Source organism: Oceaniserpentilla sp. 4NH20-0058, assembly GCF_040371755.1.
Taxonomy (GTDB): domain Bacteria; phylum Pseudomonadota; class Gammaproteobacteria; order Pseudomonadales; family Oceanobacteraceae; genus Bermanella.
This window is the reverse complement of record NZ_BAABWE010000001.1, coordinates 411,506-425,057: the sequence shown is the minus strand read 5'-3', so window position 1 is coordinate 425,057 and position 13,552 is coordinate 411,506. Positions and strand designations below refer to the sequence as shown.

Here is a 13,552-nt window from a genome sequence, read left to right as displayed (position 1 = left end):
GGATTTTTGAATAAGCAGGGTGAATCACCGCTACTTGAGAGTACGTATTGGGGTTTAGGTGTGCGGATTTGGCCTTCAAGGAGGGGCCAATGTACATGTTGACGACAGCAATGACGTCATTACTTTGCTTGAGTGCTTGTTTTTATCCTAGCTTAGCTAAGCTCAATCCAAGTGGTTTTTAATTCAGTATAGTCATTCATGGCGTGTATGGATTTATCACGACCATTACCAGACTCTTTAAATCCACCAAATGGGACGGTGATATCACCACCAAAGTAGTTGTTAACACCCATGGTGCCTGTGCGTACGCTTTTAGCGACTTTCAATGCAGTATTGATATTCTGGCTCCAAACTGCCCCAGCTAAGCCGTAAGGAGAGTCATTAGCAATTCGTATGGCATCGGCTTCATCTTTGAAAGGGATGATGGTCATGACTGGACCAAAGATTTCTTCCTGTGCAATGCGCATATTATTGTCAACATGATCAAAAATAGTGGCTTGATGGTAATAGCCGCCATTTTGCTTGATTATGCTGCCACCTAAAATTAATTTTGCTCCTTCTTTTTTACCTATTTCGATATATCGCTGAATAGTGTCTAGCTGGGCTTGGTTAATAATGGCTCCCATGCACGTTTCAGGGTGTATAGGATCGTTTGGTTGCCACTGTTGTGCGTAGTGTAGAACTTTTTTAACAAATGCTTTGTGAATGCTTTTTTGCACCAATACTCGAGTACCCGCAGTACACGTTTGGCCACAGTTGTAAAATACCCCCATGGCAGCCATTTCAGCTGCTGCATCTAGATCGGCATCCGCAAATACGATATTGGCGCTCTTACCGCCTAATTCTAGGAATGTACGTTTAAGGTTGGATTGACCAGCATATTGCATTAATAATTTGCCGACTTTAGTCGAGCCTGTAAACGTCTGCCCATCAATATCAGGGTGCAATGATAGATGTTTACCTAGACTGATTCCGTCACCGGGTAATACATTTAAAACCCCCGCTGGTAGGCCAGCTTCTAACGCTAACTGGGCTATGTATAAGGCCGTCATTGGGGTTTTAGGGTCTGGTTTTAGAATAACGCTATTTCCAGTGGCAATGGCTGGGGCTAATTTCCAAGCAGTGGTGGAAAGTGGGAAGTTCCAAGGGACTATGGCTAAAACCACTCCCAATGGTAAACGTTCGACTAGCGCGATGGTGTTATGGGGGGTCGGGGCGATTTCTTCATAGACTTTATCAATGGCTTCGGCCGTCCAGCGAATGGTATTCAATGCACTGGGTACATCAATGTCATAAGTATCACTAATGGGTTTACCAGCATCTAAACTTTCTAATAGGGCGATCTCAGCTTGATGCTGTTCAATCAAATCGGCCCAACGGAGCATGGTGAGTTTACGCTCTTTGGGTTCCATTTTTGACCATACACCGCTTTCAAATACTTCCCGGGCGTTTTTTACCGCTAAGTCTGCATCTTCAGGTGTGCAATCAGCAACATGGTCTAAAATTTGACCATTAGCCGGATTAAAGTTTTCTAGGGTACGACCACTGGTTGAATCAGTATTCATGCCATTAATGATGGCCTGATTCGGTCGCTTAATGTGCTGTGTTAGTTTTATCCAGTTAATGCTATTTACATCGCTCATGATTGCTTCTCGATAGTAAGTGAACGTGCGATTTTAAAGGAACTATACCCCTATACTGCTAGTTACTTAATTATCTGTCTATATAGCCATAGGGGTATCTGGACGTAATGCGACTATATGGTGCTTAGTACGGGATTTCAGATAAAAAATGCCTTAAATTGGACATTGCTGTGTATTCTTCTTATGCTTTTTTAATACATTTGTAGTAAATCTGAGATCGGATTGACTGTTTACATGATGGTGATTATGTTCAACCCATTAATAAGTGCATTAAACCGTTTTCTAATTTTAGCTGGTATTTTGTGTTTCATTTCACCTGCGGCTTTTGCTGTGACTGTTATTAGTAACGATATTAATGATAGTGATATTAAAGACATCCAATTTTGGATATCTGATGTGGCATCTACTGATACTGAATCCCTCCCAAGAAAAATCGCTCAAAAAAACTGGCAACCTTTACGTCATATTGAAAGCAGTGAGGTTGGCAAAGGCGGCTCTGTTTGGTTTAAGTTCGAAATCAAAGCTTCCGAAGCGCTAATAGACCCTTGGGTGTTGACGCTGCGACTGGCGATCACTCAGCGAGCTAGAATTTTTACAGTTAATCAATCAACAAAAGCTTTATGGGGGAGTAAAGTTCTTGGTTTGCATTACCCATTTGAGGATCGCTACGAGCAGAGTCGTCACCTTGTTTTTCCTATCGATATTGAGCCAAGACAAATTTATGACGTATACCTAGAAATTCAAACCACTAATGTCATATTCGTGCCAATGATGGTATCTAAACAAAGTGACTTTAAAAAGCACAATACGCAAGATCTAATAACAATGGGCTTGGTGGTAGGGTCGTTGTTGGTGATGTTGTTTTATAATTTAGGCGTATTTTCAATTCTCAGAGATCCTACGTATTTTTATTATTGTGTTTATGTGTTTTCGGCCTTGCTTTATATCTTATGTATTACGGGTATCGCACAAATTTATATTTGGGAGGATAACTTATTTCTGATTAATGAAGGGGTTTATTTATTTGCATCGTTGACCTTTTTAACAGCCACCATCTTTTTTAGGAAATTTTTAAATTTAAAATCTTATGGTGGTTGGATTATTTGGGTGAATACATCAATTCTCGCTGTGTGGGCTAGCATTGTATTCTCTTTTATTTTTTACAATACTATTTATTTGGTTTCAATTATGGGCTTAATGTCCATTATTACGACCTTGATTGGTATTTATATGTCGGTCTATTTAGCATTAAAGCGTGATCGAATTGCTGTGATTTACTTATTTTCATGGTTCTTTTTGATGATAGGGACCATCACGTTTATTTTGATGAGTCGTGGGGTTTTAGAATACAACTTATTTACGACATATTCTCAAATGATTGGGATGGTGATTGAGCTTGTTTTACTTTCTTATGCTCTTGCTTACAGAATTAACTTAGGCCGTGAGCAAACTGCGGCAGCACAAGAAGAAGCTCTAGTATTAGCTAAAAGAGTTAGTACTGAGCGTCGCCGCCGAATTGTTGCACAAGAGGAAACACTATCATTACAGCGCAATATTAATGAAAAGTTAGAACAACAAGTTGAGCTTAGAACCAAGCAATACGAAGAGGCAATGGATCAGTTAGAAATTGCTAATGCAGATTTAACAAAACTTTCATTAACTGACCAATTAAGCCAAGTATTTAATCGTCGTGGTTTTGATGAAGCAATTGAGAGCGAGTGTAGAAGAGCCCGTCGTGAGCAACAAAACTTAGCCATGATTATTGTGGATATTGATAACTTTAAAACTATAAATGACAGCTATGGACATACAGTAGGTGATACCTGCATTAAAGAAATTGCTAAGGCATTAAAAAGTGTCGTCAATCGTTCTGTGGATATGGTTGCACGTTATGGTGGTGAAGAGTTTGTATTTTTATTGCCTAATACTAGTGTAGAAGATGCTCAATTAGTGGCTGAAAAGGCTCGTAAAATTGTAGAGGCATTGGAAATACATGACGAAGGCCATACTTTAAACATTACGGCTAGTTTTGGCGTGGCAGCATGGGTGCCTGAAACAGATGTTGATTTTCAGTTACTTATTAAGGCATCGGACGCAGCCCTTTATCAAGCTAAGGAAGCAGGACGAAACAGAGTGCACTTAGGGAGTAGAGACGCTGTTGTTTAGTTAACACATCAGGCAATCAGATATAATTGAGTAATATTGGTTTAAAGTGTTGTTGTAATCCTTCCTATATGTAATCACATTTCCAAAATCGCAGATCTAATTGCATAACCTACACACATACCGCTTAGGCTGTATAGGTTTTTATTCTAGGAAAAAGCTCCCCAGCCATGACTATCAACGGATGAAAAGAAAAAAGGGGGACAATCCTATGTAAATTAAACAGGTTGCAGTGCCCAGATCATTATTATTAATGGGATTTCTGATGGAACCTAAAAAGTGTGGTTGATATTTACCCTAAAAGTAACGGACGAATTATCCTTTAAAATCCTATGTGTAATTGACGCAGGTATTAAATGGCTGGTTTTATTTGTAGATCAATTTTACGTTTATCGTCCTACCTTATAGATGTGCTTTTTTCGTGTTTCCATTTAGCTTGTTTTTGTGTCAATGAGGTCTTGTTCGAAGTTGTGAAATATACTCGCATTCTAGATTCTGTTTAGTCTTATTTTAATGCTGTAAGGATTAGATTTTTTATGGAGCATGAGATCATCTTGATAAATATGTCCAAAATAGCGGTGAAAATATACCTTTAGGCCGGGAGGGCTTTGGCGGTGTCGTATTTTGTTGTATAACCACCGGTCAGTTATTCCGTCTATGCTTAAGTTAGATACAACTAAGGTTTAAATTCATATGAGTAGAAGCAACCCGTATTTAGGTCGCGCACAGCGATTTATAGGCTTACTACGTCACTGCCAAGTATTGGGCATGGTGGTGCAAGAGGCCAGTAAAGAGAGCCTAACCATTGAGTTGCCTTATAATGAGAGTCACGTAGGCAACCCATCTACAGGAGTGATTCATGGGGGAGTGCTAACCACTTTAATGGATACAGCGTGCGGAACCATGGTGATTAATGCGTTACCTGAATTTGAGTTGTGCCCAACGTTAGACTTAAGAGTGGACTACATACGTGCTGCAGAGCCAAATAAGTCGATATTTGCTTTTGCTGAGGCTTACCGTGTAAGTCGCCATGTGGTGTTCACACGATGCACTGTACATCAAGGAGACGTGGGTGAGCCTGTGGCTAATTGTGTTGGGACATTTATGCGAATCGGTAGTCACTTGTCACCACCGGATTTTAAACAAGCGGTATTGGGCGACGAGGGAGAAGGTTAATCATGGCGAATTTTGAACAAATCTTACATGCCGCTCATGAAGCAGGAGATTATCAACCTGTACTTTTCGCAATACCTTATGCTCAGTTGATAGGTATGGATTTCCAGCGTTTTGGCAGCGATGTCATGTTTAGGTTGCCAGATAATCCTAACAATATTGGTAATCCTATTTTACCTGCTGTGCATGGCGGTGTTCTTGGTGGGTTTATGGAGATGTCAGCCGCGCTGCATCTTATGATGATGCTGGATACGCCAGCTATGCCTAAAATTGTGGATTTTTCACTAGATTATCTGCGCGCTGTGCGTGGTGGCAGTGATACCTTTGCGGAATGTCAGGTAATCCGTCAGGGCTCCAGGGTGGCGAATGTCATCATAAACGCGTGGCAAACAAAGCGTGAAGAAGCGGTCGCAACCGCCAGAGCACATTTTTTATTGGCACCTTAATCCTAATTGGATAAATTTGATTACTAGGATTTTTTCTAGATTCCCCTTGAATTTGAAATTCCAGACCTCATATAGGCTCCTCTGCATGATAAAAAGGACAGTGAGGAGTCTTATGACCACAGCACAAAAAGAAACCTTAGGCTTTCAAACTGAAGTGAAGCAAATGCTTCATTTAATGATTCACTCTCTATACTCCAACAAAGAGATATTCCTACGTGAATTAATTTCAAATGCCTCAGACGCATGTGACAAGCTGCGTTTTGAAGGACTTAATAATGACGCTTTATATGAAGGCAATCCTGATTTAAGTGTGAGCATTGAATTTGATGCGGATGCCAATACGGTAACCATTTCTGATAACGGTATTGGTATGAACCGTGATGAAGTGATTGAAAACCTAGGCACCATTGCTAAGTCAGGCACATCTGCATTTTTACAAAAACTAAGTGGCGATGATAAAAAAGATGCGCACTTGATTGGCCAGTTTGGTGTGGGCTTTTATAGCTCATTCATCGTTGCCGATAAAGTTGAAGTATTAACTCGTCGTGCGGGTACTGATACCAAAGAAGCCATGCTTTGGACATCCGCAGGTGAAGGTGATTTCACCATTGAAGGCGCTGAAAAAGCGAATCGAGGTACGCAAATTACTTTGCACCTGAAAGCAGACGAAAAAGAGTTTGCTGATGGCATTCGTTTACGCAGCCTAGTGAAAAAGTATTCAGACCATATAGCTGTTCCTGTACAAATGATTAAAGAGCACAGTGGTGAGGAAGAAGCACCAGCTGAAACAGAATGGGAAGCGGTTAACTCGGCTAAAGCCCTATGGGTTCGTAGCAAAAGTGATGTTAAAGAAGAAGAATATCAAGAGTTTTATAAGCACATTGCCCATGATTACGAAGATGCCTTAACTTGGTCTCATAACAAAGTTGAAGGTACCTTAGAGTACACCAGCTTGTTGTATGTACCTAAGCGTCCTCCATTTGATTTATGGAACCGTGAAGGCAATCGCGGACTTAAATTATATGTTCAGCGTGTGTTTATTATGGACGATGCTGAGCAATTCTTGCCGCCATACCTACGCTTTATCAAAGGTGTCGTGGATAGTAACGATTTACCATTAAACGTCAGTCGTGAAATTTTACAAGATAACGCCAGCATTAGTTCAATGCGCACAGCATTAACTAAGCGCATCTTAGATATGCTTAAAAAGTTTGCGAAAAAAGACCCTGAGCAATATCAAACGTTCTGGGAAGGGTTTGGCCAAGTACTAAAAGAAGGGCCAGCTGATGACTTTGCTAATAAAGAAAAAGTCGCAGAGCTATTCCGTTTTGCATCCACGAAAGGCGAAGACAATAAGCAGTCGGTTTCTTTGGATGCCTATCTTGAGCGTGCTGAAGAGTCACAGGATAAAGTTTACTACTTAACCGCTGAAAACTACTTAACGGCTTCGCGCAGTCCTCACTTAGAGGTATTCCGTAAGAAGGGTATTGAGGTGCTTCTATTAACGGATCGTGTAGATGAGTGGATGATTTCTCACTTAAGTGAATTCAAAGGTAAAACGTTTGAAGACATCACAAAAGGTGATTTGGCTCTTGATGAAACCGACAAGGCGGAACAAGAAAAAGCCGAAAAAGAAAATGAGTCATTAGTTCAACGCATTAAAGATACATTAGGTGACAAAGTAGAAGATGTACGCATTTCTAACCGTTTAACCGATTCCGCAGCTTGTTTAGTGGTTGGTAAAGACGACATGGGCATGCAAATGCGTCGTATGTTGGAAGCAGCTGGTCAGGCATTGCCAGAGGCAAAGCGTGTACTTGAAGTAAATCCAGAGCATCCTCTTATTGTTAAGATGGATCTACAAAGTGATGAAGACCGTTTCAAAGAAATGGCCGAAATCATTTATGAGCAGTCACAGCTTGCAGAGGGTAGCCAATTACAAGACCCAGCAGGGTATGTGGATCGCATTAATAAATTGCTACTAGGTTTATTAGACGCGTAGGTCAGCTTGATCAAAAAAAGCTCAGTGTTTTGCACTGGGCTTTTTTTGTGGCGGATCCTAGGCCAGTACCCAAAAGGGTGACTAGGTTTATCCATAAGCTTATCGTATGATAGCGCCATAATAACCATACATATATTTAAAAGGTGATACATGAAATTGCTGAACCTATTGGCCCCAATTGGTTTGTTGCTTAGCTCTGCTGTATATGCGGGCGGTTCTTTAGATTTGAGTATAAATGATGAAACAGCGGGTTTAGAGTACGACGCTACCCGTATGGGCAGTCCTATGCATATCTCCGCTGGTTTTCTTTATCACGAAGAAGACGGCGAACTAATTACTTTTGGTTTGAATGCGGTGGATGTACGTGATTCGAAAAGTAGTCTTCGCATCGGCGTAGGCGGCAAGGTTTATGGTTATTTCAATGATGCTGGTGATGGCGGTGCGCTAGCTGTAGGCGGTTTTGTGCGATATGCACCACCTGAGCTTAATGGTTTAGGGTTTGCTGGCCATGCGTATTATGCGCCTAGTGTATTATCGTTTTCGGATACTGAAAATATGGTGGATGTGAGTGCCCGTGTCGAGTACATGTTATTGCCTACAGCCATGGTGTATTTAGGTTATCGCTTTATCGAAGCCAATGAAGACGCTTTAGATATCGAAGTTGCAAATAATGGCCACTTTGGACTGCGCATTAACTTCTAATGAGTGCTGTCAGTCGAACTAACCAAGTGGTGTTTTTTGCTCGCAGTTGCCTAGCACAAGCTGAGCAGGCTGCAGGGCAAGATAAGCGTCAGCTAGAAGAGGGCGCTTTATCTCATTTGTATACTGGTGTTGTTTCATTTGCTAATGAGCTGGTGGGTCAATATCGTTTAGCCCCATTTGAAGATATCAAAGAGCTATTCATGCGAACTGACCTACCTGCTGAGTTGTATGAGTTGGCACTTTTACAGCAGGACTCTAGTAGCTGGATAGCTGCATTGTTAAAACAGTATCAAAGAATGTTATTAACTGGGCTGGATGATGGTGTTGTTACACATTCGGCACAATTAATTTCTAGCCAGTCGGACTATGTCAGTCTTATGCGTAACTGGTTGATTGAATTAGAAAAAACCATACAACGTATGCGTTTACACTACCAAGAAAACTAAACCTCAAGATTTTAGGCGTTGGAGGCATGCTTTTGCAGTGATATACTCCCGCCCCCTTTGTATCGTGTCACCTGTTTTGAGAGAATGTTTTTCATGGCCTCTGTATTTGAAATTGTAGAACTATCCGATGGCGATATTGCCCTTAAGCGCAGTGACGGTGAAGGTGAGCCTTTAGTTCGTATAACATTTTCTGTAGATGCGAAAGAAAGTTTTCCTGAGCAACACATTGAAATAGCAAAAGCCATGATTGAGGCAGGTGTTCGTAAAGTAGGTGAGTTAAGTGGTGTAGAGGTGGAAGATACCTCGGCCATCGCCGATTTAGAGCATCGTGTTATACACTAACGCAGATTAAGTAAACGCTGCTAAGGCAGCGTTTTTTTTGGTGATGGTTATTGAATGTGTTGGCGAATGACACCTACATAAAGTCCTTCAATTTCCATGTCTTGAGTTTCTAAATCAACCACAATTGGTTGATAGTCGCTATTTTCTGCTTGCAATAGCACTACGTTATTATTCTTCACAAATCGTTTTACAGTAACTTCTTCGCCTACTCTGGCTACAACGATTTGGCCATTACGTGCCAGATTTGTTTTATGCACTGCGATTAAGTCGCCGTCCATGATACCTACATCTTTCATGCTGTCCCCGTGCACCTCTAACAAAAAGTCTGCATTGGGTTTAAAAAACTCTCTAGGTAGCTCTACATAGCGCTCAATATGCTCTTGTGCCAATATTGGTTCGCCAGCGGCAACGCGACCAATAATAGGTAAACCGCTTTCATGTTGAGCAAGGCGAATACCCCGGCTGGCACCTGGTGTCATTTCTATTGCGCCTTTGCGAGCGAGTGCTTTTAGGTGTTCTTCAGCAGCATTAGGGCTTTTGAAGCCTAATTCTTGAGCGATTTCGGCTCGTGTTGGAGGGAAGCCAGTGGACTCGATCGATTGCTTGATTAAATCTAAAACTTCTTGCTGACGTGCGGTAAGTTTGATCATGTTGGCTGCTTATCTGTTTTTATATACATGTTGTGATTATATACAGTGTTTAACTTGTGTAAAGTCATTGCCTAAAAAAGGGTTGACCGCATAGTTTCTTTATTCTAATTTGACGGTTCGTCAAAAAATGACGGTTCGTCAAAAATATGAAGTAGGTCATAAGTTGAAGCCTGTGAATCATAAAGATCAAGTAAGACTAAATAGAGAATCGCTGATTCTAGATGTGGCCTTAACCCAATTAAACGAGAAAGGGTTTCAAGGGTTGACCATGCAAGGTATTGCAAATGCCACTGATTACTCGAAAGGAACCATTTATCAGCATTTTGGTTGTAAAGAAGATGTGATAACTAAGCTGGTGATTCAATGTGCAAAGCGATTACTCCACCTAATTGATGTGGCGCTTGAGCATGGTCAAGGGTTGCGCCATCAGGTGATCTTGGTGAGCTGGGCATTTTTTAAAAATGCAGAACGTCACCCTGTGCTGACAGGATTATTATCCCGGGCTAAATCTCCAGATTTTCAAAGCAAAGTAAGCGAGCCGCTGCAAACCGAGTTGTCGTTCATTGATCAAACTATATTGTCGAAAGTTATGGGGCTGTTTGCTAGCCAAACTGATCTTGCACCTGAACAAGTAAAAGCCGCGGCATTTGGCTGGTGGGCTATGAAGTGGGGCGTCCAAGATGTAATGGTTAATGGTTGGGAGCTTTCTCGCTTAGGTTTTGATGATCCTAAAAAATTTTTTTTTGAGTCATTGCACATATTTTTAGATGGTTTTGGGGTTCAGCAAGATGAGCCCAGCCGCCAATATGAGCAACTACAAACATTATCAAACTCTATCTTTAAAATTTAACGATAAAAATAAGGAAATTTGTATGATAGAAAAATTAACGGCTTGGGTTGTCAAACATCCTTGGATGGTTGTGCTAAGCACACTTATTATTGTTGTTGCTTGTGGTTTTGGTGCTAAAAACATCAAACTCAATGCGGATTATCGAGCGTTTTTTAGCCATGATAATCCACACTTAAAAGCATTTGAAGATTTACAGGATCAATACAACAAAGTAGATAATATTCTTATCGCTTTAGTACCTGAGGATGGCGATGTATTTAATAAACGTATTCTCACTCTTATAGAGAAATTAACGGAAGACTCTTGGCAAGTGCCATATAGTCGCCGTGTAGATTCCATATCTAACTTTCAATATACCTATGCAGAAGAAGATGACTTGATTGTTGAAAACTTATTCGAGTTTTCAGCAGAATTAACCCAAAATGAAATTCAAGCAAAAAAAGTGGTTGCTCTTAAAGATCCTGTATTGGCAGGTAACCTAATTTCCCATGATGGTAAAGCGACAGGTATTAATATAACTATCAATCTTCCCGGGGTTGATCAGGCTGCAGAAGTACCTGAAGTAGTGAGTTATGTTCGTGAAATGGTTGCCGAATATGAAAAACAATATCCAAATGTAGGCTTCTATTTAACGGGGGTCACGATGACAAATAATGCATTCCCCGAAGCCAGCCAACAAGACATGCAGCAATTGTATCCAGTGATGATTGTCTTGATTTTAATCTTACTGTTTTTCTCTTTAAAGGGCATGTGGGGAACCTTAGCAACATTCAGTATTGTGGTGTTTTCATCTGCTCTGGCTATGGGGATTTTTGGCTGGCCTGGGCCTCAGGTTACTCCAACGACTTTATCGGCCCCTGTCATGATTATGACGTTAGCCATAGCGGATTGTATTCACATATTAATGAGCTATTACCATGGTATAGCAAAAGGGCAATCCAAACAGGCCGCTATGATTGAGAGTATTCGCATTAATTTTCAGCCTGTACTGTTGACCAGTGTTACAACGGCTATTGGCTTTCTAACGCTTAATTTCTCTGATGCACCACCGTTTCATGACTTAGGCAATATTGTGTGCATAGGTGTGCTGGCAGCGTTTGTATTGGCTATTGTCTATTTACCTGCATTAATGATGTTACTGCCTTCAAAGCGTGTTTCTGAGTCGTTTGAAGAAAACCCACGCATGCAGTCATTATCGGATTACGTTATCAAACACTATAAGAAGTTATTGGTGGTTTTTAGCGTGGTGATCGTTACGCTTATTGCCTTAATTCCGTTGAATGAACTTGACGACAATACCATTGAGTATTTTGATTGGAGTATAAAGTTCAGAAGTGATAGTGAAAAAGTCGCCGAAGTGTTAACAGGAGTGCAAAGTATCAATTATTCGCTTCAAGCGGATGGTGAGATGGGGGTTGTTGCCCCTGATTATTTAAAAACAATTGATGCGTTTTCAGAGTTTATGCGTGAGCAGGCAGGGGTGCGTCATGTAAACACATTTAGTGATGTGATGAAGCGGCTTAATAAAAATATGAACGGTGATGATGACGCATTTTATACTTTGCCAGATGATCGTCAGCTTGCTGCTCAGTATATGCTGTTATATGAATTATCCTTACCTTATGGATTAGATTTAACTAATCAAATAAACGGTAATAAATCTGCAACAAGAGTTTCGCTTCAAGTAGATAAAATTACTGCTCAAGAATTAATTACTTTAGATAAAAAGGCTGTTGCGTGGCTGGAACAGAATGCAGCGCCATACATGGTGACAGAAGGCGCAAGTACCAACATTATGTTTGCTCATATTACCGAACGTAATATTAAAAGTATGATTGGGGGTGTTGTGGGTGCATTAATCTTAATCTCTTTTATTATTATGCTGGCTATTAAGTCCGTTAAGTTAGGGCTAATTAGTTTAATACCCAATTTAGTACCTGCTGGTATGGGTTTTGGATTATGGGCGGTATTTGATGGGCAAGTGGGTTTAGGCTTGTCTGTTGTTATGGGTGTGACACTTGGGATTGTTGTTGACGATACCGTTCACTTTATGACGAAATATGTACGAGCAAAACGTGAGCTTAATCTCACTACTGAAAAAGCCATTGAATATGCGTTTCATACGGTGGGCGTTGCTTTAACTGCAACAACAATAGTACTTTGTGCTGGTTTTATGGTGTTAATGCTTTCTCCGTTTGCAATTAATACCCATATGGGAATTATGAGCGCATTAACTATAGCGTTAGCTTTGATTGTCGATTTCTTTTATTTGCCGCCATTATTATTGGCGCTAGATAAAGCGAATAAATAACTTATTTGAATAGGGATATATAATGTTAAAAACGATATTTGTATCAAGTGTTTTAGCTGTGAGCTGTGCGATGTCTTTTGCTCAAACGCCAGAGCAGAAAGGTTTAGATATAGCAGTTGAAAGCGATAAGCGAGACCAAGGATTTGATGATTCAATGGTTTCTTTGAGAATGGTACTTATTGATAGTAAAGGGACTGAGTCACCTCGTAAGTTACGTATTAAAGCGTTAGAAGGCGAGGGGGAAGAGGGAGATAAATCATTAATGATTTTTGATACGCCGATTGATCAAAAAGGCGTAGCAATGTTGACTTATACTCATAAAACGAAAGCAGATGATCAATGGTTGTATTTACCGGCACTTAAGCGTGTTAAAAAAATATCTTCAAAAAATAAGTCAGGCCCATTTGTGGGTAGTGAATTTGCTTTTGAAGATATCAGTGCTCAAGAGGTAGAGAAGTACAAATACAAATATCTACGTGATGAAACCTATGATGGCAAAGATTGCTTTGTGGTTGAACGTTACCCCACGGATCGTTATTCAGGTTATACCAAACAGGTTGCATGGATTGATAAAGAAGGTTACCGCCCATTAAAAATTGATTTTTATGATCGCAAAGATAGCTTATTAAAAACTTTAGAAAATAAAGAGTATAAAAAATACCTCGATAAGTACTGGCGTCCAAATATTAGCTTTATGCGAAATCACCAAACTGGTAAGGCTACTCGTTTAGAGTACAAAGACTATGAATTTAAAGTAGGTCTTAACAATAAAGAGTTCACAAAAAACAGTTTGAAACGAGCAAAATAAAATGAGATGCCTTTCT

12 protein-coding genes are annotated in these 13,552 nt (G+C 40.3%); 10 read left to right on the top strand and 2 right to left on the bottom strand.

The window, feature by feature from the left end:
- Positions 1-152: 152 nt before the first annotated feature.
- A complete protein-coding gene (locus ABWV45_RS01940) occupies positions 153-1,643 on the bottom strand; it encodes an aldehyde dehydrogenase (RefSeq protein WP_353348134.1) in 1,491 nt (496 codons plus the stop codon).
- A 246-nt stretch (positions 1,644-1,889) separates the two neighbouring features.
- Here ABWV45_RS01940 and ABWV45_RS01935 point away from each other — a divergent pair, with 246 nt between their 5' ends.
- The 7 genes from ABWV45_RS01935 to ABWV45_RS01905 all read left to right on the top strand — a co-directional run bounded on the left by ABWV45_RS01935 (position 1,890) and on the right by ABWV45_RS01905 (position 8,917).
- Positions 1,890-3,809 (top strand): sensor domain-containing diguanylate cyclase, encoded by a 1,920-nt coding sequence (locus ABWV45_RS01935; protein ID WP_353348132.1) that lies wholly within the window; start codon positions 1,890-1,892, stop codon positions 3,807-3,809.
- A 690-nt stretch (positions 3,810-4,499) separates the two neighbouring features.
- Entirely contained in the window at positions 4,500-4,982 is a 483-nt protein-coding gene (locus ABWV45_RS01930) for a PaaI family thioesterase (protein ID WP_353348130.1), read from the top strand.
- Positions 4,983-4,984: 2 nt separating this feature from the next.
- Positions 4,985-5,425, top strand: coding sequence for a PaaI family thioesterase (locus ABWV45_RS01925; RefSeq protein WP_353348128.1), 441 nt, complete (start codon positions 4,985-4,987; stop codon positions 5,423-5,425).
- Positions 5,426-5,537: 112 nt separating this feature from the next.
- Complete coding sequence (gene htpG, locus ABWV45_RS01920; protein WP_353348126.1) at positions 5,538-7,427, top strand: molecular chaperone HtpG; 1,890 nt, start codon at positions 5,538-5,540, stop codon at positions 7,425-7,427.
- Between the two features lie 150 nt (positions 7,428-7,577).
- On the top strand, positions 7,578-8,129 hold the full coding sequence (locus ABWV45_RS01915) for a YfaZ family outer membrane protein (protein WP_353348124.1): 552 nt from the start codon (positions 7,578-7,580) through the stop codon (positions 8,127-8,129).
- The gene (locus ABWV45_RS01910) at positions 8,129-8,575 is read left to right on the top strand and encodes a DUF6586 family protein (protein ID WP_353348122.1); all 447 of its coding nucleotides are present in this window, start codon (positions 8,129-8,131) and stop codon (positions 8,573-8,575) included. Before ABWV45_RS01915 ends, ABWV45_RS01910 begins: the two co-directional genes overlap by 1 nt.
- Before the next feature lie 93 nt (positions 8,576-8,668).
- Positions 8,669-8,917, top strand: coding sequence for a hypothetical protein (locus ABWV45_RS01905; protein ID WP_353348120.1), 249 nt, complete (start codon positions 8,669-8,671; stop codon positions 8,915-8,917).
- Positions 8,918-8,964: 47 nt separating this feature from the next.
- On the opposite strand, the gene lexA is transcribed toward ABWV45_RS01905, so the two are convergent.
- Positions 8,965-9,567, bottom strand: a complete 603-nt coding sequence (gene lexA / locus ABWV45_RS01900) for a transcriptional repressor LexA (RefSeq protein ID WP_353348118.1) — start codon at positions 9,565-9,567, stop codon at positions 8,965-8,967.
- A 127-nt stretch (positions 9,568-9,694) separates the two neighbouring features.
- Between lexA and ABWV45_RS01895 the strand changes: the two genes are divergently transcribed.
- Genes ABWV45_RS01895 through ABWV45_RS01885 form a run of 3 tightly spaced genes read left to right on the top strand, consistent with a single transcriptional unit; the run spans position 9,695 to position 13,536 of the window.
- Positions 9,695-10,417, top strand: coding sequence for a TetR/AcrR family transcriptional regulator (locus ABWV45_RS01895; protein ID WP_353348116.1), 723 nt, complete (start codon positions 9,695-9,697; stop codon positions 10,415-10,417).
- A gap of 22 nt (positions 10,418-10,439) precedes the next feature.
- Positions 10,440-12,728 carry an efflux RND transporter permease subunit gene (locus tag ABWV45_RS01890; RefSeq protein ID WP_353348114.1) on the top strand — a complete coding sequence of 763 codons (2,289 nt, stop codon included), beginning with the start codon at positions 10,440-10,442 and terminating at the stop codon, positions 12,726-12,728.
- Positions 12,729-12,750: 22 nt separating this feature from the next.
- A complete protein-coding gene (locus ABWV45_RS01885; RefSeq protein ID WP_353348112.1) occupies positions 12,751-13,536 on the top strand; it encodes an outer membrane lipoprotein-sorting protein in 786 nt (261 codons plus the stop codon).
- Positions 13,537-13,552 lie beyond the last annotated feature (16 nt).